Source organism: Dietzia sp. JS16-p6b (assembly GCF_003052165.1).
Classification (GTDB): domain Bacteria; phylum Actinomycetota; class Actinomycetes; order Mycobacteriales; family Mycobacteriaceae; genus Dietzia.
The window spans coordinates 3,132,769-3,155,576 of the sequence record NZ_CP024869.1; the positions used below are offsets into that span (position 1 = coordinate 3,132,769).

The following is a 22,808-nucleotide window of genomic DNA, read 5'->3' on the forward strand; positions in this document are numbered from 1 at the left end:
TGGATCGGACGTCAGTGGTCCCCGCGCTGGTGGCGGGGTCGCCAGACCACGACCGAGGTCGAGCGCGGCACGTGGACCAGTTCACCGCCGACGCGTCCCCGGCCCGAACCGGAACGGAGCTCCGCGAGTTCGTCGGTCAACTCGCGGACCCGGGACTGGAGGGCGTCGACCTGGTTGGTGAGCTGGATGATGCGTTTGATGCCGGCGAGGTTCACGCCCTCGTCCTGGCTCAGTCGCTGCACCTCGCGCAGCATCGCCACGTCGCGCAGGGAGTAACGCCGGCCGCCACCGCTGGTGCGTTCGGGCGTGACGATCCCCAGTCGGTCGTAGGTGCGCAGGGTCTGGGCGTGCAGGCCCGACAGCTCGGCGGCCACGGAGATCACCAGGACGCTGTCGTCCGGGGCCAGGTCCCCCACGTCCCGCCGGGGGCTCATGCCGACCCGGCCCAGCCAGACCGTGGATCGAAGCCCGCCGCCCGCAACGCCTCGTCATAGGCTGCGAGCTCGGCCTCGGCCATCCCGGCGGGGGGCGTCGCCACCCGGAGCGTGACCTTGAGGTCACCGGTCCCGGTCTTGCGTGCGATTCCGCGACCGCGGACCCGCAGGATCTGCCCGTCCCTGGACCCGGCCGGGATCTTGACCGTCACCCGTCCGGTGAGCGTGGGCACCGACACCTGGGCGCCGCGGACGAGCTCGGGATAGGAGACCGGGAGCTCTACCAGCAGGTCCGCGCCGTCACGGTCGAACACGGCGTCCTTCGACACGGTGACCGTGACGTACAGGTCGCCCGACGGGGCCCCGCGGAACCCGGCCTCCCCCTGACCCGAGAGCCGGATGCGTTGACCGTCCTGGACCCCGGCGGGCACCTTGACGTTGATCGTGCGGGCGCGGTCGGTGACGCCGCTGCCCGAACAGTCCGGGCACGGGTCGTCGATCTTGGATCCGGTGCCGCCGCAGTCCGTGCAGGGTTCTGCGAAACTGAACGCGCCCTGGGAGCGCTGGGTGACCCCTGCCCCGTGACAGGTGCTGCACACCTTGGGGCTGGTGCCAGGGCGGGCACCGCTGCCGTGACAGGTCAGGCAGGGAGAGGCGGACGAGAGCCTGATCTGCACGGTCTCGCCCAGTGCGGCCTCGCGGAACGACAGGGTGAGAGAGGTCTCGACGTCCTGCCCGCCCTGCGGTCGCTGCGCCCGGCCCCGACCCGCGCCGGGGGCGCCGCCGCCACGGCTCTGGGTGAACAGGCCACCGAAGAGGTCGGAGAAACCACCGGATCCCCCGGCGCCGCCGGCCCCGGCCGCACCTCCGAAGAGGTCGCCGATGTCGAAGTCGCCGCTGGTCGTGGTGAACCTGCCGCCCCCCGGGGGCGCGAAGCCACCGAACCCTCCGGAGGAGACCTGCGCCCGGAACTCGTCGTACTCCTTACGTTTGGCGGGGTCGCCGATGACGCTGTTGGCCTCGCCGACCCGCTTGAACTTCTCCTCGGCGGCCGCGTTCCCCGGGTTCTTGTCCGGGTGGTTGTCGCTCGCGAGCTTGCGGTATGCCTTGCGGATCTCGTCCGCCGTGGCGTTCTTGGAGACGCCCAGCTCGGCGTAGTAGTCCTTCTCGACCCATTCGCGCTGACTCACCAGACGCCTCCTTCCTTGATCGGGTCTGACAGATCTCGAGTACTCATTCTCCACCTCGACCGCCGGTGTGCGGGTGACCGCACACCGGCGGTGGGTCGGAACAGGTCAGCGGACGGTGACCATCGCCGATCGCAGGGTCCGCTCACCGTGGCGGTAGCCCTTGCGCAGGATCGTGCCCAGCACGGGCTCGGAACCCTCCGACTCGTCCTGCACGGCCTCGTGCACGGCCGGGTCGAACGCATCGCCTTCCTCGCCGAAGGACTCGACCCCCTGGGAGGCCAGCAAGGCGTGGACCCTGTCGGCGAAGGCCTTGAGCGGCCCCTCCTCCAGATCCCCGTGCGCGCGTGCCCGCTCCAGGTCGTCGACGATCGTCAGGAGCTCGGCGAGGACCGACCCCTTGGCGGTGTCGATGATGGCCTGGCGGTCCCGCTCGACGCGGCGGCGGTAGTTGGCGAACTCCGCCGACACGCGCTGCAGGTCCGCCGTCCGCTCATCGAGCTGGGCCTGCAGAGCGGCCGAAGCATCCTGTGACGACGGATCACCGGCGCCCTCGTCGGCGCCACCATCGGCGGACGGGGCGGGATCGTCCTCGACGATCTCCCCTTCCACGGCCTCCGGGGCCGCGGCGCCGGACTCCTCGTCCACAGCCCGGGCGGCGGCCACGTCCTCGGCGTCACCACCGGCCCAGGCGGCCTTGTCCGTCTCCGGACCGTCAGCGTGTGGCGTGGTCACTGGAACTCACCCCTGACTGTCTCGTCGTCTTCTGCCGCGGCCTCGACTTCGTCGGGAGCGACGTCGGCCGCGCCTTCTGCCACGATCTCGGCCTCGGGGGCGACGGGGGCGTCCTGGACGTACTTCTCGTCCACGGCCTCCTCGTCGGTGGCCTCCGGGTCGCCGGGATCGGGCACTCCGGTCACCTCCGTCACTTGTCGCCCTCCTTCGGCTCGTCCTCGTCCACGACCTCGGCGTCGACGACGTCGTCGTCGGCGGAGCCCGCGGAGCCGGGGTCTGCGGCCTCGGCACCCTCGGCCGCGGCGGCCTCGTAGATGGCCTGGCCGACGGCCTGGGCCTCGGTGTTGACCTTTTCCACGGCGGCCTTGATTGCGTCGACGTCCGAACCCTCGAGGGCGGACTTGGCCTCGGCGATCGCGGCCTGGAGGGACTCCTTCTTGTCCGCAGGGACCTTGTCCTCGTTCTCCGAGACGAACTTCTCCGTCTGGTAGATCGTGGACTCGGCCTGGTTGCGGGCATCCGCCTCCTCGCGGCGCTTGTGGTCCTCCTCCGCGTGGGCCTCGGCGTCCTTGATCATCTGGTCGATCTCCTCCTTGGACAGGCCCGAGCCCTCCTGGATGATGATCGTGTTCTCCTTGCCGGTTCCCTTGTCCTTGGCGGTCACGTGGACGATGCCGTTGGCGTCGATGTCGAAGGTGACCTCGATCTGCGGCACCCCGCGCGGCGCGGGGGCGATTCCGGCGAGCTCGAACGAGCCGAGCAGCTTGTTCTGCGCGGCCATCTCGCGCTCACCCTGGAACACCTGGATCTGCACCGACGGCTGGTTGTCGTCCGCCGTGGTGAAGGTCTCGGACCGCTTGGTGGGGATGGTGGTGTTGCGCTCGATGAGCTTGGTCATCACGCCGCCCTTGGTCTCGATGCCCAGCGACAGCGGGGTCACGTCGAGCAGGAGCACGTCCTTGACCTCGCCGCGGAGGACGCCGGCCTGCAGCGCGGCACCGACGGCCACGACCTCGTCCGGGTTGACGCCCTTGTTGGGCTCCTTGCCCCCGGTGAGTTCCTTGACCAGGTCGGTCACCGCCGGCATACGGGTCGAACCGCCGACCAGAACCACGTGGTCGATCGACGAGATCGAGATCCCGGCGTCCTTGATGACGGCCTGGAACGGCTGACGGCAGCGGTCGAGCAGGTCCTGGGTGATCTTCTGGAACTCCGAGCGCGTCAGCGTCTCGTCGAGGAAGAGAGGGTTCTTGTCCGCGTCGACCGTGATGTAGGGCAGGTTGATCGAGGTGGACTGTCCGCTGGACAGCTCGATCTTCGCCTTCTCGGCGGCCTCACGCAGGCGCTGGAGCGCCATCTTGTCCTTGGTGAGGTCGATGCCGTTCTGCGCCTTGAACTTGTCGACCAGCCAGTCGACGATCCGCTGGTCCCAGTCGTCGCCGCCGAGGTGGTTGTCGCCGGAGGTCGCGCGGACCTCGACGACGCCGTCGCCGATGTCGAGCAGGGAGACGTCGAAGGTGCCGCCACCGAGGTCGAAGACCAGGATGGTCTGCTCCTTGTCGCCCTTGTCCAGTCCGTAGGCCAGAGCGGCCGCGGTGGGCTCGTTGACGATGCGCAGAACGTTGAGGCCGGCGATCTGGCCGGCGTCCTTGGTGGCCTGACGCTGGGCGTCGTTGAAGTACGCGGGCACGGTGATGACCGCGTCCGTCACGTCCTCACCGAGGTAGGACTCCGCGTCGCGCTTGAGCTTCTGCAGCGTGCGCGCGCTGATCTCCTGCGGGGTGTAGTTCTTGTCGTCGATCGAGGCCGACTTCCAGTCCGTGCCGATGTGGCGCTTGACCGAGCGGATGGTGCGGTCGACGTTCGTGACCGCCTGGTTCTTGGCGGGCTGGCCCACGAGGACCTCGCCGTTCTTGGCGAACGCCACGACCGACGGGGTCGTGCGCGACCCCTCGGCGTTGGCGATCACGTTGGCCTCGCCGCCCTCGAGGACGGCGACGCAGGAATTGGTGGTGCCGAGGTCGATACCGACTGCACGTCCCATGATGTTCTCCTTCTCTCCGCGTACTCGACCGCGGACGGGGGTGGTCCGAAACTCCGTTGTTAAGCAGACCCGGCTCAAGGCTCGGATCAGTGACACCACACTGCCTCTCGGAGTGGATGCCGTCAACCCAAGTTGAGTCGGACTCACTGAGGTTTGACGCTCCGTACAACTACCGCCCCGGCCGATCGATTCCCGTTGTGATTCAGATCACGTCAAAAACTGCGCCGCCCCGACTCAAGCAACTCATCCCCGTGGTTCGCCCACCCGGACGCCAGCGCGCATGGGGCTAGATGACGCCCTGCGCGAGCATCGCGTCCGCGACGCGGCGGAAGGCGGCGATGTTCGCCCCGGCCGCCAGGTCGCCGGGCATCCCGTACTCCTCGGCGGTGGCGGCCGTGGTGGCGTGGATGCTGGTCATGATGCGGTCGAGTTCCGAATCGACGCGCTCGAAGTCCCACTGCAGTCGGCCCGCGTTCTGCCGCATCTCGAGTCCACTGGTGGCGACACCGCCGGCGTTCGCGGCCTTGGCGGGGCCGAACAGGATACCCGTGTCGTGTATCACCTCGACGGCCTCTTCGGTGCAGGGCATGTTGGCGCCCTCGGCCACGAGCCGGCACCCGTTCGCGGCCAGGGTCCGCGCGGAGTCGCCGTCGAGTTCGTTCTGGGTCGCGCAGGGAAGTGCGATGTCGCACGTCACCTCCCACACCGGGCGCCCCTCGACGAACTCGCAATCGCCCCGCTCCCGCGCGTAGACCGAGAGCCTCTCCCGCCGCACGTCCTTGACGTCGGCGAGCAGGTCCAGGTCGAGGCCCTTCTCGTCGACCACGTAACCGGAGCTGTCCGAACAGGCCACGACCGTGGCTCCCAGCTGTGTCGCCTTCCTTGCCGCGTACAGGGCGACGTTGCCGGAACCGGACACGACCACCCGCGCCCCGTCGAGGCCGAAGTCGGACTCGCGGAGCATCTCACGGACGTAGTAGACGAGCCCGTACCCGGTGGCCTCGGTCCTGGCCCACGACCCTCCGTAGGCGACCGACTTGCCGGTGATCACTCCCGCCTCGTTCCGGCCGGTGACCTTGCGGTACTGGCCGTACAGGTAGCCGATCTCGCGGGCGCCCACGCCGATGTCCCCGGCGGGGACGTCGAGATCCGCCCCGATGTGATGGGCAAGCTCGGCCATGAACGACTGACAGAAGCGCATGACCTCGCCGTCACTCCGGCCGTGGGGGTCGAAGTCCGAGCCGCCCTTGCCGCCGCCCAGGTCCAGGCCGGTGAGCGCGTTCTTGAAGACCTGCTCGAAGCCGAGGAACTTCAGGGTGTCCTCGTCAACGGACCGGTGGAACCGCAGGCCACCTTTGTACGGACCCAGGTCCGAGCTGAACTGGACCCGGAAACCACGCTGAACCCGGATCGTTCCCGAGTCGTCCACCCACGGCACCCGGAAGGACACCACGCGTTCAGGCTCGACGATCCGCGCGAGGATCCCGCCCTCGACGTACTCCGGATGCTGCCTGACCACGGGGGCGAGAGACTCGAGCACCTCGTGCACGGCCTGCCGGAAGAGCTTCTGCCCGGGATTTCGGGCTACCACGGACTCGAGCGCATCGTGTAGTGCGGCGTCGGCGTCGGACATGGGACCTCCGGTGTAGGGGCTGCGGTGTAGGGGATGCGGCCTGAGGGACGGTCGGCGTGGGCCACCCGCCGCGGGCACTCACCCGATACCGAACCCCCGCAAGGCCCCTGCCACGGCCGGAACGGCGTCGCCGCCGAGCCGCAGCCTAGCCCCTGGCCGGACTCGCCTCCGAGTCAGGTCACGCCGGGAACGCGCGCTGCACTGCCCGGGCCGAAACTGCCCGCCGAGGCCACTGCGGTCCTACGATCGACGTTCACCGGCCCGGCCGGCCCCTGCCCCGCCTCCAGAAGAACAGTGACCTCCATGCGACACCACCCCCGCTGCCGTCGATCGACGCTGGGCGCCATACTCGCCGTGCTCGTGATCGCGACTCCAGTCGCCGCCCATGCCCAGCCACTCGACCCGGTACAGCCACGCGACGGGGCCCCGGCAGTGGACGAGTCCCGCGCCCAGAGCGCGATCGGTCACGAGACCCTCGAGGACGCCCTCGCGGAGGTCGGCACCACCCCGGCGGCATTCCGTTCCCAGTCCGTCCTGGCCGACCGCCTGGCCGTCGCCTCGGACGACTACTCCGCCCGGTTCCCCGAGGCCTTCGCGGGCGTCCAGATCGTCGGAGCGACCGGTCAGGTGGCGGTGGTCCGGGACTCCGAGCGCTCGGAGCTGTTGATCGCGGACGCGCGGTCCCGTGGTTTCTCGGTGTCCACCGCTCCCGCCCCGGCCCGGCAACTGGACGAGACGGCGGAGCGGGCGCAGGCGTGGGCGGACTCCCTCCCCCCGGGCCAGCGGGACGGCGTGAGTGCCATCGACGTGGACCCCTCAACGGGCGACGTCACCGTGGTGGTGGAGGACTCGGGTGCCGCTCCCGCGCCCCCCGCCGACCTCGGGGCGGGCGTGCGCGCCGCAGGCCTGCGACCCGCCCAGGGGTCGCTCGGGTCGGGTGCGGCCGTCCTGGACGCCCCGAACCCCCCGAGCCCTGACCCGGGCGCCCTGGGGCCGGACTCCATGGTGGGCGGGACCCGCATGTACGTCCTGTCCCCCTCCCGCACCGTCGCCAACTGGTGTTCCCTGGGATTCAACGGGATACGTGACGGACGGGTCGTCAACATCACCGTGGCCCACTGCAGTTCCTTCACCGACCAGGCGACGGGCCAGTCGACGTTCCGGCCCGGCACGGTCTCCGAGGACAGCAGGTCGCCGAGGCTCGGAGTCTTCACCTCTGCCGAGGCAGACGAGGGTATGGACGCCGCGCTGATCACCGTCGACCCCGAGGACTACCCACGGTTCCGTAACTCCCACGTCCTCGACGAGAACGCGCTGCCCCTGGCCCTGTCCGGCACGCAGTCCCCGGTCAGGGGGCAGACCCTGTGCAAGTACGGCCAGCGGACGGGTCATACGTGCGGGCAGGTGTCCGGCGTCGACTCGGCGACACCGGGTGGGGTCAGGAACGTCACGATCAACCTGTGCGCGATCGCGGGCGACAGCGGAGGAGTGGTGTTCTCCGCGACCCGTGCGGTCGCCGTGACCAGCCTGTCCAACGCCTTCGACAGAAACGACCAGCCCTACCCGAACTGCGAGACCGCCCGCGCCGACCTCGCGCTCCGCGGAACGGTCCCGACGATGGTCGGGGTGACCGTCGGGGCGATCTCGTCCCGCTTCCCGGGACTCCAGGTGGGCGCCGCCTGACACATCAATCCCACTAATCACACGTGTCGCACTGGACTCAGTAATCACATCTTCGTAATCTTGGCCTCAACTGGGCGACCTGAAGTCGTCCACCGTGCATCACGGAAGGCCACCATGCGCACCACCACGAGACTCGCCGCCCTCACCGCCGCCGCGGCCCTGGTCGTCACAGCGGCCCCCGCCGGCGCCGCCCCCTCCCCAGCGCCCACCACACCGGCGCAGACGCAGGTGTTACCCACCCTCGACTCCGCCCTGGGGCCCCAGCTGACCTCGCTGGTCGAGGCTCTGCGCCGGGACCTGGGGCTGACCCCCGAGCAGTTCCTGGACCAGGCCGGAATCGGCGAGCGCCTCGCCGAATCCCGGCCTCGGTGGGAGAAGGCGTTCCGCGACTCGTTCGGCGGCGTGTGGTTGGACGAGGAGGGCACCGGCCTGGTGGGCGTGGTCGCCGGCGAAGCGGGCGATCTGCTGCGCGCCGAGGCCACCGACGCCGGCTTCACCGTGCAGGACGTCGCGCTGACCACCGAGGAGCTCTCGGCCCGCGAGCGGCAGGTGAGCAAGATCGTCACCGACCTCCCCGAAGACCTCCGGGCACTGGTCACCGGGGTGCGGGTCGACCCCACCCGCAACGCCGTGGTCGTGTCCACCCGCGGCGGGGAGGCCGCCCAGCTGGGCAACCTCACCGCGCGACTGAAGGACCTCGCCGAGGTCGACATGACCGAGGCGCCCGACCCCGCGTGGGACACCGCACCGGTCGGCAGCGAGGACGGTGGGACCCAGTCCGAGGGCGCTCCGAACACGGCCGGGCTCGAACCCGCCACCACCCGCGCGGGCACACCGGGCCCGACGCTCGCCGGTGGCGACCCGGGATCCCTCGCCAGTCTCGCACTGCTCAACCAGACCGGTGTGATCCCCGAGGGCCCGATGCGCACCGTCGTCGAGCTGCTCGCCGGACTGACGCCGGGCACCGGCTCGATCATCGACGGGATGAGCCAGACGATGTCCGACCCCGTCACCCCGGTCCCCCAGAACCAGACGCGCGCCGACGGTCCCGCTCCCACCGGGCCCATAGCCGGGGGCACCGCCTACTCCGTCGCCGTTCCGGGCGGGATCCTCGAGTGCTCGACCGGGTTCAACGGTGAGCTCGACGGCTCGCCCGTCGTCATCACCGCCGCGCACTGCGCCGGTGCCGACGGCACGCGCGCCGCACTCGCCGACGGCCAGGAGTTCGGCACCATGACGCGGACCCAACGCGACGGGATCGACACCGCGCTCGTGGCCGTCGACCCCGCGTTCGCCGACCGCTTCCGCACGAACCTGGTCGGCGCCGGTCCCGACACCACCCAGGCGATCACCGGTACCGCCGCACCCGTCGTCGGGCAGAAGGCCTGCAAGACCGGGTTCCGGACCGGCTTCTCCTGTGGCACCGTGTCCGAGGTCGGCGCGACGATCGACGTGGCCGGGTCCCGCACCATCGCCAACGCGTTCACGGTCGACCTCTGCGCCCTCCCAGGCGACAGCGGCGGCGTCGTGTTCTCAGGAGACAAGGCACTGGGGATCTCCAGCGCGTCCAACGTCGCCGAGACCGGGACCTGCGCCAATGCTGACGCGGTGGCCAGGGAGAACGGGTACGTCCCGCGCCTGTCGGCGGTCCCGATCGCCGACGTCATGGCCGCCCATCCCGGTCTGACACTGCGAACCAACTGACGCCACCAGCCTCGCGGGCCCCGTTCCCCGAATCGAGTGCGCTCCACTTAGGGCGACCTCAACTCGGTGAACGGGGCCCGCGTGGCTTACCTTTAACGACAAGACCGTCGGCGGGCACCCCAGGGGTCGTCAGGTGCTCGTGCGTCGAGAAGTGCGACGAAAGGCCGCGAACCATGTCAGGCGTGACCATCACTCTCGGGACGATCGGTGTCCTGCTCAGCCTATTTGCCTGGGCCTCGTTCATCGGCGGCCTGTCGCGGATGGTGCGGAGCATCATGCTGGGGCAGAAGGACGGCTTCAACCGCGTGGGGCCCGTGTTCGCACGGATGAAGAACACGATCATCGAGGTCGGCGCCCACACCAGGATGGCCAGGAAGCGGTCGGTCGGCTTCTTCCACTGGTTCGTCATGATCGGCTTCATGCTCGGCTCGATCGTCTGGTTCGAGGCCTACATCCAGACGTTCAACCCCCGCGGCGGATGGCCCTGGCTGTCGCAGCAGTCCTGGTACCACGTGCTGGACGAGTTCCTGGGTCTGGGCACGGTCATCGGCATCACGGTGCTGATCATCATCCGCCAGGTCAATCAGCGTCGCAGCCTCAACCGGTTCAACGGTTCCGACCGCCGGGCCGCGTACTTCGTCGAGACCGTCGTCCTGCTCGAGGGCCTGGGAATGCTCTTCGTCAAGGCCGGCAAGCTCGCGCTCTACCGCGAGGACGGCCAGGACTTCAACTGGGCGCACGACTGGGTGTCCGGCCCCATCTCCACGGTCCTGCCGGCCAACGAGCTCATGGTGTCGATCTTCGCGCTGATCAAGCTGCTCACCGGAATGATCTGGCTGTACGTCGTGGGCCGCAACATCACCTGGGGTGTGGCGTGGCACCGCTTCTCGGCCTTCTTCAACATCTACTTCAAGCGCGAGGCCGACGGCCGCACCGCGCTCGGCGCGCTCAAGCCCATGACCATGGACGGCGAGGCGCTGACCATGGAGAAGATCGAGGAGCGCACCGAGGCGGACGAGGACTTCGAGCCGGTCCTGGGCGCGGGCGCGATCGAAGACTTCTCGTGGAAGGGCTGGCTGGACTTCTCCACCTGCACCGAGTGCGGACGCTGCCAGGAGCAGTGCCCCGCCTGGAACACCGGCAAGCCGCTCAGCCCCAAGCTGATGATCATGGCGCTGCGCGACCACGCCCACGCCAAGGCCCCGTATCTGCTCGCCGGTGGCAAGACCACGATGGGTGAGGAGACGGGACTCGTCGACGCCGAGGGCAACCCGGACGAGAAGAAGCTCGCCAGGATCCCCGAGGCCGCCCGCCTGGAGGCCCAGCGCCCGCTGGTCGGCCACACCACCGCCGACGTGTCCGACGACCCGACGGCCGCCGGCATCATCGACCCGGAGGCCCTGTGGTCCTGCACCACCTGTGGCGCCTGCGTCGAGCAGTGCCCGGTGGACATCGAGCACGTGGACCACTTCATCGACATGCGCCGCTACCAGGTGCTCATCGAATCGGAGTTCCCCACGGAACTCGCCGGCCTGTTCAAGAACCTGGAGAACAAGGGCAACCCCTGGGGGCAGAACAACTCGGGCCGCGACGAGTGGATGAAGTCCCTCGACTTCGACATCCCGGTCATCGGCTCCGACATCGAGGACTTCTCGGACACCGAGTACCTGTTCTGGGTCGGCTGTGCCGGAGCGTTCGAGGACCGCGCCAAGAAGACCACCCAGGCCGTCGCCACGCTTCTGCACACGGCCGGCGTGAAGTTCGCCGTCCTGGGCCAGGGCGAGACCTGTACCGGTGACTCCGCCCGCCGCGCGGGCAACGAGTTCCTGTTCCAGATGCTCGCCGAGCAGAACATCGAGACCATGAACAACGCCTTCGACGGTGTGCCCACCGGCCAGCGCAAGGTCGTCGTCACGTGTGCCCACTGTCTCAACGCTCTCAAGAACGAGTACGGCGACTTCGGCGGCGATTACCAGGTCGTCCACCACACGCAGTTGCTCAACCGCCTCGTGCGCGAGAAGCGGCTCGTGCCGGTCGCACCGATCGACGGTGGCGTCACCTACCACGACCCGTGCTACCTCGGCCGTCACAACAAGGTCTACGAGGCTCCGCGAGAGCTCATGGACGGTTCCGGTGTGACACTCACGGAGATGCCCCGCCACGGTCAGCGCTCCATGTGCTGTGGCGCCGGTGGCGCGCGCATGTGGATGGAGGAGACGGTCGGCAAGCGCATCAACATCGACCGCGTGGACGAGGCGTTGTCGACCAAGGCCACCAAGATCGCGACCGGCTGCCCGTTCTGCCGCGTCATGCTCTCGGATGGCGCGACCGCTCAGACCGACGGCACCGAGCAGGAGGGCCAGGTCGAGGTCGTGGACGTGGCCCAGCTGCTGCTGGAGTCCGTCACGCGCGACGGTGGCCTGCCGGAGCCTCGCGAAGCCGCGTGGCTGGAGCAGCCGAAGCGCGAGAAGACCGCGGCCGAGAAGGAGGCCGACGAGAAGGCGGCCCGGGACGCCGCGCCGGCCGAGTCCAAGACCGCTGTCGCCGAGCCCGCCTCGGCCCCGGACAACCCGGTCATCGACGAGGGCGAGGGCGCCGAGGTGGCCGCGGCCGGCTCCGAGGGCACCGTCAGTGCCGCCGGGTCCGGTCCGTCGGCCGCCGATTCGACGGGCGCACCCAAGTCGGGCGGGCTCTCGCTCGGTGGTGGCGGAAAGGCGCCCGGCGGGCCCAAGGCTCCCGGCGGGGCCAAGGCTCCCGGCGGGGCCAAGTCACCGGGCGGGGCCAAGGCGGGCGGCGAGTCCGCGACCGAGGCGCAGTCCGCGGTCAAGGACGCCGAGCGCACCGAGGAGACCAGGGGGGCCGCCACGGGTTCCGCGCCGGCCACCACCGGGGCTCCGAAGTCCGGCGGCCTCACCCTCGGCGGCGGCGCCAAGGCCCCCGGCGCACCCAAGGCACCCGGAGCACCCAAGGCTCCCGGCGCACCGAAGGCACCCGGGGCACCGAAGGCGGCGCCGGCACCCGCCGAGACCGAGGCGCCCGATCCCTCATCGGCGCACCCTGCCGGTGCTGACGCCGAACCCGCCGCGCCGGCCAAGCCCACCGTCGGTCTGGGTCTGAAGGGCGGCGGCAAGGCGCCCGGCGCACCCAAGGCCCCCGGCGCGCCCAAGGCGTCCGCCCCGGCCGCGCCGGCGGAGACGTCACCCGCCGAGCCCACGACGGCGCCGGACACGGCGACCGAGGAGCCGAAGACCGACACCCCGGCATCCGACGACACGGCCACCAAGGCGAAGGCACCGGCGGCGCCCGGGAAGGCCAACTCGATCCCCCGGTCGACGAAGCCGGGCGGTTACGGCCTGTCCCTCGGCTGACCTCCCGTCACACGCACTGCGGCCCGTGATCGAGACTCGATCACGGGCCGCAGTGCTTTCCCGGCTCCGCCGTCAGCAGGGGTGATGAACGCGCTGGACCTCGTACACCGGGGTGGGCACTCCTTCCATCCTCGCCTTGAGCTGCAGGGCCAGGTACTTGGAGTAGTGGCGTGACTGGTGCAGGTTGCCGCCGTGGATCCAGAGCTGGTCGACGTTCGTCGGCTTCCACATGTTGCGCAGCTCCCCCTCCCAGGGCCCGGGGTCCCGGGTGGTGTCGGAGCCGTATCCCCAGACCTTGCCCACCCGGTCGGCGACGTCCTGGGACACCAGATCGGTCAGCCACTGGTTCATCGAGCCGTAGCCGGTGGCGTAGACGATGAGGTCGGCGGGCAGGATCGTCCCGTCGTCCAGCTCCACCCCGTCGGGGTGGATCCGCGTCACCTGACCGCGCGCCAACGCGACCTCGCCGTCGATCACCAGCTGACTGGCACCGACGTCGATGTAGTATCCCGAGCCGCGACGGAGGTACTTGAGAAACAGGCCGGAGCCGTCCTCCCCGAAGTCCAGCTCGAACCCGGCGTCCCGGAGCCTGCCGTAGAACTCGGCGTCCTTCTCCGCCATCTGCTCGTAGACGGGGATCTGCACCCCGGGGAGCAGCCGGTAGGGCCAGGAGGCGAAGAGCATGTCGGCCTTCTCGGTCGTCACGCCGGCCTCGAGGGCCTCCTCGGAGTACAGGGGTCCGAGCGCGAGCGACATGAGCGAGTCACTTCTCGCGATGTGGGTGGAGGAGCGCTGCACCATGGTGACCTCCGCGCCGTGGTCCCACAGCGCGGCGCAGATGTCGTGCGCGGAGTTGTTCGAGCCGATCACCACGGCCCGCTTACCCTCCACGTCCCCCTCACCCGTGAACTCGGAGGAGTGCCACTGCTCCCCCGCGAACGACTCGGCGCCCTCGACGTGAGGGATGTTGGGGTAACCGGAGACCCCGAGGGCGAACACCAGCTGGGTGGGTCGGAGTTCGACCCTCTCACCGCGCCGGTCCACCTCGACACGCCAGGTGCCGGACTGGTCGTCGAAGTCCGCGTTGAGACACTGCGTGCCGGACCAGTAGTCGAGCTCCATGATCGCGGTGTAGTGCTCCAGCCAGTCCCCGACCTTGTCCTTCGAGGGGAACACGGGCCAGTCGTCGGGGAAGGGGATGTACGGGAGATGGTCGTACCAGACCGGATCGTGGAGGTGGAGCGACTTGTAGCGCTTGCGCCACGAGTCGCCGGCCCGCTCGTTCTTCTCGATCACCAGGGTCGGCACGCCCAGGCGCTTGAGTCGGGCCGCGAGTCCGATCCCGCCCTGCCCGCCACCGATGATCACCGTGTACGGCTGCCCGGTGTAGCCGAGCGTCTCCTGACGTTCCCGCTTCCGCTCGAGCCAGGTCTTGCGCCCCCTCCGGATGACGTGTTCGACGCCCTGCTCCCGGGTCCGACGCCTCTTCTCCTCGTGGCCTCTGAGCTCCTGCATCGTGGTCAGGAGGGTCCAGGCCCTGCCGTCACGCAGTCGGAGGTGGGCCCACCCGCGGCCGGCCACGGTCTCGAAGCTCACCCACGCCTCGACCACACCGTCCGACGCGCTCGCGGGTTCGTCGAGCGACCAGTCGGAGGGCGAGACCGCGACGAGCTGGGAGTCGAGCATCCGGCGGATCTGCTCGCGTCCCTCGAGTGTCTTGAGGTTCCACGTGAAGGCCACGAAGTCACGCCAGTACCCGTCGGGCTCGAACAGCTGCGCGGCCCGGTCGGAGTCCCCCGCCCGGAGGGCGTCGTCGAACTCCGCGAGCCAGGAGGTGATCGTCTCGTCCGGCCCACCTCGCTCGGTGGGGACGGCTGTCGTCTGGGTCATGTCCGCTCCTTCGTGTCGTGTAGCTTCGGCGATGACGTAGATCACACTTTTGTCCCCAGGGGGTGGCAATGTCGTTGCACCCGGCCCTCAGGTTCTCCGACCCCCGGGCCTTCGCCGAGCGCTCGATCCGGGCCCACGGGATCGCGCTCGCCGGTGGCGCGACCTCGGATCTCGACACGCGGGTGCTGCGGGCGTGGAGGCGTAGCGGTGCGGCCGGGATATCGCCGGATCAGGAGTTGCCCGCGCGCGTCCTCAGCCGTGAGCAGGTGGCGGACGCGCGTGGGCGCACGCCGCTGCGGCACATCGCCGCCGACGTGGTGGCCTCGGTGTCCGACACGTCGGCCGCGGGCCGCCACCTGGTGGTGCTCACGGATGCCCGGGGGTGCCTGCTCTGGAGATCGGGCAGTCCCGAGGTGCTCCGTCGCGCGGACACGATCGCGTTCGCCGAGGGCGCGGACTGGTCGGAGCGGGGAATCGGCACGAACGGCATCTCCCTCGCGCTGGAGACCGGGACGTTGACCCACGCCACCGCGGGCGAACACTATGTCCGGGCCCACCACGGGTGGACGTGCACGGCCAGTCCCGTCCGCGACGCCGGCGGCAGGATCCTCGGCGTGCTGGACGTCTCCCACCCGGTGCGCTTCTCGAGTTCTGAGACGGCGGCGCTGGTCCGGTGCGGTGTGCGGCTCGCCGAGGCTCTGCTCGCGAGCGGGGCGGGCGGGCCGGCCCCGGGAACCCGGAGCGCGGCCGACCGCCCGGCGGATCCGGTGCCGCGGCCCGGCCCCGACGGGCGGGCCGGTCGAGACGGGGCCCCGGTGACCGAGATCCGTCTGCTCGGGTGGCGGCCGTCGGTGATCCGTGCCGACGGGTCGAGCATCGACCTCACCCCGCGACGGGCGGAGTTGCTCGCGTTGTTGGCGTCCCGGGAGGCCTGGTCGGCGCGGTCCCTGTCCGAGGCGCTCTACGGTGACGGCGACGCCACGGCCACGGTCCGGGGGGAGGTGCGCAGGCTCCGTCAGCTCACCGGCCTGTCGATCGACTCCCAGCCGTACGCCCTGGCCCCGCACGAGAGGCGATGCGTGGACTACCTCTCGGTGCAGCATCCCGACGATCTCCTGCCCCATTCGGACATCCCGGCCATCATCGATCTGCGGTACGGGATCTGACGCCACGGGTCCGATGCCACCGGTCTGACGCCCACGGGGTCGGCGCGACCGGAGCACCGCCGGTCCGGGGTGGCACAATCTGCAGACATGACGCCTGAGACCACGGGACGCACGCTCCGCCAGCCGCGCACGCTCGACCAGTCGTCCAAACTCAAGGACGTCCTCTACGAGATCCGTGGCCCCGTGCTCGCGCGGGCGAACCAGCTCGAGGCGGAGGGCCACCGGATCCTCAAGCTGAACATCGGCAACCCCGCGCCCTTCGGGTTCGAGGCACCGGACGTGATCATGCGCGACATGATCGCGGCTCTCCCCCATGCGCAGGGCTACTCGGAGTCCAAGGGCATCCTGTCGGCCCGCCGGGCGATCTTCACGCGCTACGAGTTGGTGCCCGATTTCCCCCACCTGGATGTGGAGGACATCTACCTGGGCAACGGAGTCTCCGAGCTCATCACGATGACGATGCAGGCCCTGCTCGACGACGGCGACGAGGTCCTCATCCCGGCGCCGGACTATCCGCTCTGGACCGCCATGACCTCGCTCGCGGGCGGCAGGCCCGTCCACTACCTCACGGACGAGGACGACGACTGGAATCCGTCACTCGAGGACATCGCCTCGAAGATCACGCCCAGGACCAAGGCCATCGTGGTGATCAACCCCAACAACCCCACCGGGGCGGTCTACTCCCGCGAGGTCCTGCAGGGGATCGTGGACCTGGCGCGCGAGCACAGTCTGCTCATCCTGGCCGACGAGATCTACGACCGGATCATCTACGACGAGGCCCAGCACACCTCGATCGCCTCGCTCGCGCACGATCTGCTGGTCCTGACCTTCAACGGACTGTCCAAGACCTACCGCGTGGCGGGTTACCGGGCGGGCTGGATGGCGATCACCGGACCGAAGGCGCACGCGGCCGGGTTCCTCGAGGGACTGGAATTGCTGGCCTCGACGAGACTGTGCCCCAACGTGCCGGCGCAGCACGCGATCCAGGTGGCTCTCGGCGGGTACCAGTCGATCGACGAACTGATCGAGCCCGGGGGACGGCTCCACGAGCAGCGCGGCATCGCGTGGGAAAAGCTCAACTCGATCCCGGGGGTGAGCTGCGTCAAGCCGATGGGAGCCCTCTACGTGTTCCCCAGGCTCGACCCGGAGGTCCACGAGATCTACGACGACCGCCTGTTCGCCCTGGACCTTCTCGAGCGCGAGCGCATCCTCGTCACCCAGGGCACGGGGTTCAACTGGCCGAATCCGGACCACTTCCGGGTGGTCACGTTGCCGGCCGGCCGGGACCTCGCCGTGGCGATCGAGCGGATCGGCAACTTCCTGGCCTCATACCGTCAGTAGACCCGGGACTCTCACGCACGCGTGCCGACGGTCGCCCGGTCCAGTTCCTCCGAGGTCACGTCCCGGGAGAGCCACACCGCGGCCGCTGTGGTGAGCGGGACGCACAGCGCCAGCGCGATCGCGCCGACGAGCGACCGCATCAGCTCCACCGCCACGACATCGGACGTGAGGATCGACAGCGGCGAGCGGGTTCCCAGCGAGAACAGCAGCAGCAGGGGGAGCGCCGACCCGGTGTACGCCAGCACCAGGGTGTAGACCATCGAGGCCACGTGGTCGCGTCCGACGCCCATCGCGGACCGGAACACCTCGACGGGGCCGGCGTGGGGGTCGAGGTGGCGCATCTCGAACACGGTCGCGGACTGGCTCACGGTGACGTCGTTGAGCACGCCGAGCGCGCCGATGATGAAGCCGGCGAGCAGGAGCCCGGTGAGCGAGACGTGTTGCACGAACACCTGGACCTGGGTCGTGGAGTCGCCACTGAGCCCGGTGATCCTGGTGGTCTCGATGACCACCCAGCTCAGTAACGCCGCCGCCAGCATCGCGGACAGCGTTCCGAGGAGGGCGGCGTGGGTCTTGAGGTTGATCCCGTGCACCACGTAGATCACCAGGTAGAGGACGGCGGAGCCGCCGATGACGGCCACCAGGATGGCCGGGTTGCCGTCCAGGATCGAGGGCAGGACGAACCCTACGACGACGAGGAGGGCCACCACGATCCCGATGAGGGCCCGCAGCCCCTTCCATCGCCCGACGGCGACCATCACCGCGGCGCCCACGAGGAGCCACAGGGCCATGGGCACGGTCCGCGTGAAGTCCTCGAACGCGTAGATGTCGGTGGCTCCCTGGGGTGAGCGGCCCAGCTGGATCTGGTCACCGGCGCCGAGATCCGGGGATCCGGGCCCGGGCGGTATCTCCAGCAGCACCTCCCGGCCGGCGTCCGGGCCGGTGTCGAGCCGCACGATCGAGCGCGGGCACTCGGGGCCGGGGAACCGGGGGTCGAGCGGCGGCCCGGGCAGGACCCGCCCGTTGTCCGGGGAGCCGCAGGGCGCCATCTCGGTGGACACGACCTCGCCGCGCTCGGTCATCACCGAGGCCCCGGACGCCTGGGCGAAGTACGGGTCCAGCTCGGGGTCGGTGAAGGTGGGCCAGAGGAGCGCCACCCCGATGAGGGTCGCGATCGCGCCCAGGGTCAGGGCGACCACCGTGATCCGCCCGGCGCTGCCGGACGGCACGAGGCGGGTCCCGCGAGGGGCGCGCTCGACCCGGTGCCTGTGCCTGTGTCTGGGGCTAGGGCTGGGAGGGGTCGCCGACCGGTCGCTCACGCCGGTAACCCTAACCCGGACCGCGCCCGCCGGCAGGGGCAGCACGATCGCCGGCGCGACCGGTCAGGAAACGGCCACCCCGCGGCCGAGGGCGCGGTAGGTCCAGCCGGCCGCGCGCCAGGCCTCGGCGGGCATGCAGTTGCGCCCGTCCAGCATGATCCGCCCCCGCGCCACCCGGGTCACGGCCGCCGGGTCCAACTCGAGGAACTCCGGCCACTCGGTGGCCACCAGCACCACATCCGCGCCCTCACACGCCTCGAGCGCCGACCCCGCGTACGTCAACGTCGGGAACAGCGCCCGCGCGTTGTCCAGCGCCTGCGGGTCGTACACCACCGCCTGCGCCCCCTTGAGCGAGAGCATCCCCGCCACGTTCAACGCCGGGGAGTCCCGCACATCGTCGGAGTCCGGCTTGAACGCCGCCCCCAGCACCGCGACCGTCTTACCGATCAACATCCCCCCACACGCCTCGGTCGCCAGATCCACCATCCGCTCCCGGCGACGCATGTTGATCGAGTCCACCTCCCGCAGGAACGACATCGCCTGATCGGCACCCAACTCCCCCGCGCGTGCCATGAACGCCCGGATGTCCTTGGGCAGACACCCCCCACCGAACCCCAGCCCGGCGCCCAGGAACCGCCGACCGATCCGCGGATCCATCCCGATCGCATCCGCCAACACCGTCACATCAGCGCCCGCCGCCTCACACACCTCCGACACCGCGTTGATGAAGCTGATCTTGGTGGCCAGAAACGCGTTCGCGCTGACCTTGACCAACTCCGCCGTGGCCAGGTCCGTCACGATCACCGGGCACGGATCGGACTCCAGGATCGGCACGTACGCCCCCCGCACCACCTCCTCGACCGGACCACCGGGCTCCCTCACCCCGATCACGATCCGATCCGGCGTGAGCGTGTCGGCCACCGCGAAGCCCTCCCGCAGGAACTCCGGGTTCCACACCACCTCCGCCCGCACCCCGGCCCGCACCCGCTCGTCGGCGATGTCCTGCAACCTCGCCGCCGTACCCACCGGCACCGTCGACTTGCCCACCATCACCGCGTCCGCGGTCAGCAACGGCGCCAAGCGGGCCACCACCTCCTGAACATGCGAGGTGTCCGCCGCGAACTCCCCCTTGCGCTGTGGGGTCCCCACCCCGATGAAATGCAGATCCGCGAACTCCGCCGCCTCCGCATAATCCGTGGTGAACCGCACCCGACCCGCCTCGACCTGTCGCTTCAGGATCTCCGGCAACCCCGGCTCGTAGAACGGCACCTCCCCGCGACGCAGCCGATCGATCTTCGCCTCGTCCACATCCACACCCAGCACCTCATGGCCCAACTCCGCCATACACGCGGCATGAGTCGCACCCAGATACCCGGTCCCGAACACCGTCATACGCATGGCTTACTTCTACTGCCTTCGGACGACATCCCGGAAACGCCGGGGTGAACGCGGGACGAGCGTCCTGCTGCGGGTGCGGGTGCGGGGGCGGCCCGCTTCTCGGACGGGCCCGGTCCGGAGGCAGGGCCGGTCAGCGGAAGTTGAGGTACGCCTTGGAGGCCGTCGGCCCGCGCTGCCCCTGGTACTTCGAGCCCGTCGCCGCGGTGCCGTAGGGGACCTCGGCGGGGCTGGACAGCCGGAACAGGCACAGCTGGCCGATCTTCATCCCCGGCCACAGCGTGATGGGCAGGTTGGCCACGTTGGACAGCTCGAGGGTGATGTGCCCCTCGAACCCCGGGTCGATGAACCCGGCGGTGGAGTGCGTGAGCAGACCCAGTCGGCCGAGCGAGGACTTGCCCTCGAGTCGACCAGCGAGGTCGTCGGGCAGGCCCAGACGCTCGAGAGTCGCCCCGAGGACGAACTCTCCCGGGTGCAGCACGAACGGGTCCCCCTGGGCGGGTTCGACGAGTTCCGTGAGGTCGTCCTGCTGCTGTGCCGGATCGATGTGGGTGTAGCGCGAGTTGTTGAACACGCGGAACAGACTGTCCAGACGGACGTCGATGCTCGACGGCTGGATCAGCGAGGAGTCCAAGGGGTCGATCGTGAGCCGCCCGTCGGCGAGCTCGGAGCGGAGGTCACGGTCGGAGAGCAGCACGGTCTAGAGGGTATCGCGACCCCCCGGCGAGCAGTCGGAGCTGGGTGCCCAACTCCGTGACCCCCACGCACGCCTCGGCGAAGGGCAGTTGCTCGCGGTGGATGCGCCCGTCGCGACCGACGATCTCGATATCCACCCCCGCCCGGTCGATGCCGACCAGCAGCGGGCGCTCGGCCGGGAGGCATCGGCACACGCGCAGCGCCATACGCGGCACGACCTGGCAGCGCGGGTCGTTGAGGTGGGCGAGCCAGTGTCCCTCGAGGTCGGAGAAGGGGTCGGGCCCGGAGGTCGCCAGATCCTCGGGGTCGATGTCGGTCACGCCGTCATCGTCGGTCAGCACGATCCGCTCGGCCCGGAGCCGCACCAGCGCGACACCGGTGCCCACGTCCAGCAGGACGGTGTCGGGGAGGTCGCGGGCGATCTCGCCCGCGGTGCGGCGCTGGGCGCGCAGGCCCGGCAGTTCCACACGACCCTCGACGACGACGATGCGTCGACACCGCCCCTCGGCCGCGCCTCCGATGATCTCGTCCAGGACTTCGAGTCGGGCCGTCGCTCCCCCGACACCGATCACGCTCGCGTGCGCCATCGGGAGCGCCACCCAGAGGTCGGCGGTCCCGGGCACCTGGTGCACCAGGGTCACCTCTGGTGCGGACGCGGCGGATGCGGCGGAGGGACTGCTCGGGGTGGAGAGAAGTTCCAGTGTCGCCCGGGGGCACCGGCGTAGCGCCGAGCTCACTCGTTCCGCGGGCTCGGGCACAGGCCCCACCAGTGATCGCATGCCAACTCCTCGTGGTCGTTCCCGCACCGTTCCGGCGCCTCTGGGAGGAGCGCCGGAACGGTCCGGGGGCGGGGACGTGACTACCCGCAGCGACCAACTTAGGTAAGGCTTACCTCTTTGGCAAGGGTTTGGGTCGAGGTGGTGTTTTGCGGCCTTATCCCCCGAGGGCGGCGATCTCGGCCAGAAGGTCTCCGGAATCGCGGCAGACCTGCGAGAACGGCAGTCGTTCGACCACTCTGGACCCGGTCGCGGCCCCGACCGAGAGATCCAGGCCGGCGCTGTCGACGCCGACGATCCACGGGTCGGTACCCGCGATCTGGTGGCCACCGCGCAGCGCGAGCCGCGCCGCGAGTGCGGAGTCGGATCCGAGACGGCGCAACCACGCCTGCTCGTCGACACCGATCGGGTCCACTGCTGCCGCCGCGAGCTCACCGCGCGCGATCACGTACGCCCCGTCGGCACACATGTAGGAGATGTCGAGCGGCCGCACCTCACTCAGTCGCAAGGCACCGGTCTCGCCGCCGTGCCCCGACCCGCCCTCGGCGGCGACCAGCCTGCGCCGCCGCGTCGGCGAGGACGCCGTGACGATCCCGGCGATGGTCACCACGCCTCGAACCACGGCGCACTCGTCATCGCATCGGGTGGACCCGGTACGGCCGTCCACCGCGAAGGATGGTCCTGCTCCGACCCGACGACATCGGCCGGTGCACACCGTGTCGACGATCTCGGCGGACGCTGATCCACCCGTGGACGCCACACCGCCCGACTCACCCCCGTCGCGGGACATGCCGCCGACGTCGACGACGAGCACGATCACACCGTCGTCGCGGACCCGCGCGGACCGTAGTGGCCGGGTCAGCAGCCCTGAACCGACCGTGCCCGCGGCCCCGCGCGCCAGGACGGTGCGCACTCGTCGGGCGATGGGCCGCTCCGTCACGTCCTCCATGCTCGTCCTCCCCGGGAAGAGTCGTCCGTCGACCGATGACCGGCCACTGAAACGGGTTCTCACCCTATTCCAGCGTGAACGGCCACCGGTTCCATACCCGTGGGCGCAGCGAATCGTCGTGAGAACGGCCACACCACCGGTCCCGGCGCAGACCCCCGGACCGCGCGGATATGCGCCGCGCCCCGCGCACGTGGTGCAATCGGGGGTATGGACGATTTCAGGGAAGAGCCCTCCAAGTACATCTGGCGATGGACCATCTGGTCCTGGGTGTGCGTGGGCATCGCCGCCCTCATCGTGGCGATGGGACTGACCGGCGGCGGTTCACTCACCCCGTGGGTCTTCGGCGCGCTCGCCGTTGCCGTTGTCGGCGGGGTCGGTTTCGGGTTCGTGCCCCGCGCCTCGCTCGCACAGACCCGGCGACCCATGACCACCGGAGCCAAGCGAAAGGCCGCCCGCAAAGACCCCCGGAACCGCTGACGCCCGGAGCC

The 22,808-nt window shown here is 70.1% G+C and carries 18 protein-coding genes; 6 read left to right on the forward strand and 12 right to left on the reverse strand.

Annotated features, from left to right (window positions below; translation table 11 throughout):
- Positions 1-11: 11 nt before the first annotated feature.
- From CT688_RS14450 to gdhA, 6 genes are all read right to left on the reverse strand, one after another.
- Entirely contained in the window at positions 12-434 is a 423-nt protein-coding gene (locus CT688_RS14450) for a heat shock protein transcriptional repressor HspR (RefSeq protein WP_107757470.1), read from the reverse strand.
- On the reverse strand, positions 431-1,624 hold the full coding sequence (dnaJ, locus tag CT688_RS14455) for a molecular chaperone DnaJ (RefSeq protein ID WP_107757471.1): 1,194 nt from the start codon (positions 1,622-1,624) through the stop codon (positions 431-433). Before dnaJ ends, CT688_RS14450 begins: the two co-directional genes overlap by 4 nt.
- 105 nt (positions 1,625-1,729) lie before the next feature.
- Positions 1,730-2,356 carry a nucleotide exchange factor GrpE gene (grpE, locus tag CT688_RS14460; protein WP_107757472.1) on the reverse strand — a complete coding sequence of 209 codons (627 nt, stop codon included), beginning with the start codon at positions 2,354-2,356 and terminating at the stop codon, positions 1,730-1,732.
- A complete protein-coding gene (locus CT688_RS14465) occupies positions 2,353-2,550 on the reverse strand; it encodes a hypothetical protein (protein WP_017838418.1) in 198 nt (65 codons plus the stop codon). Before CT688_RS14465 ends, grpE begins: the two co-directional genes overlap by 4 nt.
- A complete protein-coding gene (gene dnaK, locus CT688_RS14470; protein WP_107757473.1) occupies positions 2,547-4,400 on the reverse strand; it encodes a molecular chaperone DnaK in 1,854 nt (617 codons plus the stop codon). The genes CT688_RS14465 and dnaK overlap by 4 nt, the downstream gene beginning before the upstream one ends.
- Before the next feature lie 286 nt (positions 4,401-4,686).
- Positions 4,687-6,033: an NADP-specific glutamate dehydrogenase gene (gene gdhA / locus CT688_RS14475; protein WP_107757474.1), complete on the reverse strand. Its 1,347-nt coding sequence runs from the start codon at positions 6,031-6,033 to the stop codon at positions 4,687-4,689.
- Between the two features lie 303 nt (positions 6,034-6,336).
- On the opposite strand from gdhA, the gene CT688_RS14480 reads away from it, so the two are divergent.
- The 3 genes from CT688_RS14480 (at position 6,337) to CT688_RS14490 (ending at position 12,788) form a co-directional block, all read left to right on the forward strand.
- Positions 6,337-7,716 (forward strand): S1 family peptidase, encoded by a 1,380-nt coding sequence (locus CT688_RS14480; protein WP_231750362.1) that lies wholly within the window; start codon positions 6,337-6,339, stop codon positions 7,714-7,716.
- Between the two features lie 114 nt (positions 7,717-7,830).
- On the forward strand, positions 7,831-9,420 hold the full coding sequence (locus CT688_RS14485) for a S1 family peptidase (RefSeq protein ID WP_107757475.1): 1,590 nt from the start codon (positions 7,831-7,833) through the stop codon (positions 9,418-9,420).
- A gap of 173 nt (positions 9,421-9,593) precedes the next feature.
- On the forward strand, positions 9,594-12,788 hold the full coding sequence (locus CT688_RS14490) for a heterodisulfide reductase-related iron-sulfur binding cluster (protein WP_231750363.1): 3,195 nt from the start codon (positions 9,594-9,596) through the stop codon (positions 12,786-12,788).
- A gap of 72 nt (positions 12,789-12,860) precedes the next feature.
- Here the strand turns inward: CT688_RS14490 and CT688_RS14495 are convergent, their stop codons facing one another.
- Positions 12,861-14,678 (reverse strand): NAD(P)/FAD-dependent oxidoreductase, encoded by a 1,818-nt coding sequence (locus CT688_RS14495; protein WP_107757476.1) that lies wholly within the window; start codon positions 14,676-14,678, stop codon positions 12,861-12,863.
- A gap of 68 nt (positions 14,679-14,746) precedes the next feature.
- On the opposite strand from CT688_RS14495, the gene CT688_RS14500 reads away from it, so the two are divergent.
- Positions 14,747-15,844, forward strand: a complete 1,098-nt coding sequence (locus CT688_RS14500) for a GAF domain-containing protein (protein ID WP_107757477.1) — start codon at positions 14,747-14,749, stop codon at positions 15,842-15,844.
- 87 nt (positions 15,845-15,931) lie between these two features.
- Entirely contained in the window at positions 15,932-17,185 is a 1,254-nt protein-coding gene (locus tag CT688_RS14505; protein WP_107757478.1) for a pyridoxal phosphate-dependent aminotransferase, read from the forward strand.
- 11 nt (positions 17,186-17,196) lie between these two features.
- On the opposite strand, the gene CT688_RS14510 is transcribed toward CT688_RS14505, so the two are convergent.
- The 5 genes from CT688_RS14510 to CT688_RS14530 all read right to left on the reverse strand — a co-directional run bounded on the left by CT688_RS14510 (position 17,197) and on the right by CT688_RS14530 (position 22,320).
- Complete coding sequence (locus CT688_RS14510; RefSeq protein ID WP_107757479.1) at positions 17,197-18,504, reverse strand: YibE/F family protein; 1,308 nt, start codon at positions 18,502-18,504, stop codon at positions 17,197-17,199.
- 63 nt (positions 18,505-18,567) lie between these two features.
- Positions 18,568-19,902, reverse strand: coding sequence for a UDP-glucose/GDP-mannose dehydrogenase family protein (locus tag CT688_RS14515; RefSeq protein ID WP_107757480.1), 1,335 nt, complete (start codon positions 19,900-19,902; stop codon positions 18,568-18,570).
- A gap of 130 nt (positions 19,903-20,032) precedes the next feature.
- On the reverse strand, positions 20,033-20,596 hold the full coding sequence (gene dcd, locus CT688_RS14520) for a dCTP deaminase (RefSeq protein WP_095718080.1): 564 nt from the start codon (positions 20,594-20,596) through the stop codon (positions 20,033-20,035).
- The gene (locus CT688_RS14525) at positions 20,577-21,374 is read right to left on the reverse strand and encodes a hypothetical protein (RefSeq protein ID WP_107757481.1); all 798 of its coding nucleotides are present in this window, start codon (positions 21,372-21,374) and stop codon (positions 20,577-20,579) included. The genes dcd and CT688_RS14525 overlap by 20 nt, the downstream gene beginning before the upstream one ends.
- 154 nt (positions 21,375-21,528) lie before the next feature.
- Positions 21,529-22,320, reverse strand: coding sequence for a hypothetical protein (locus tag CT688_RS14530; RefSeq protein ID WP_107757482.1), 792 nt, complete (start codon positions 22,318-22,320; stop codon positions 21,529-21,531).
- Positions 22,321-22,527: 207 nt separating this feature from the next.
- Here CT688_RS14530 and CT688_RS14535 point away from each other — a divergent pair, with 207 nt between their 5' ends.
- Positions 22,528-22,797, forward strand: coding sequence for a hypothetical protein (locus CT688_RS14535; protein WP_095718083.1), 270 nt, complete (start codon positions 22,528-22,530; stop codon positions 22,795-22,797).
- Positions 22,798-22,808: the final 11 nt, after the last annotated feature.

Coding starts and splice junctions, on each gene's coding strand:
- CT688_RS14450 (WP_107757470.1), bottom strand. CDS start 434: ATGAGCCCCCGGCGGGACGTGGGGGACCTGGCCCCGGACGACAGCGTC.
- dnaK (WP_107757473.1), bottom strand. CDS start 4,400: ATGGGACGTGCAGTCGGTATCGACCTCGGCACCACCAATTCCTGCGTC.
- gdhA (WP_107757474.1), bottom strand. CDS start 6,033: ATGTCCGACGCCGACGCCGCACTACACGATGCGCTCGAGTCCGTGGTA.
- CT688_RS14480 (WP_231750362.1), top strand. CDS start 6,337: ATGCGACACCACCCCCGCTGCCGTCGATCGACGCTGGGCGCCATACTC.
- CT688_RS14485 (WP_107757475.1), top strand. CDS start 7,831: ATGCGCACCACCACGAGACTCGCCGCCCTCACCGCCGCCGCGGCCCTG.
- CT688_RS14490 (WP_231750363.1), top strand. CDS start 9,594: ATGTCAGGCGTGACCATCACTCTCGGGACGATCGGTGTCCTGCTCAGC.
- CT688_RS14495 (WP_107757476.1), bottom strand. CDS start 14,678: ATGACCCAGACGACAGCCGTCCCCACCGAGCGAGGTGGGCCGGACGAG.
- CT688_RS14500 (WP_107757477.1), top strand. CDS start 14,747: ATGTCGTTGCACCCGGCCCTCAGGTTCTCCGACCCCCGGGCCTTCGCC.
- CT688_RS14505 (WP_107757478.1), top strand. CDS start 15,932: ATGACGCCTGAGACCACGGGACGCACGCTCCGCCAGCCGCGCACGCTC.
- CT688_RS14515 (WP_107757480.1), bottom strand. CDS start 19,902: ATGCGTATGACGGTGTTCGGGACCGGGTATCTGGGTGCGACTCATGCC.
- CT688_RS14525 (WP_107757481.1), bottom strand. CDS start 21,374: ATGCGATCACTGGTGGGGCCTGTGCCCGAGCCCGCGGAACGAGTGAGC.
- CT688_RS14530 (WP_107757482.1), bottom strand. CDS start 22,320: ATGGAGGACGTGACGGAGCGGCCCATCGCCCGACGAGTGCGCACCGTC.
- CT688_RS14535 (WP_095718083.1), top strand. CDS start 22,528: ATGGACGATTTCAGGGAAGAGCCCTCCAAGTACATCTGGCGATGGACC.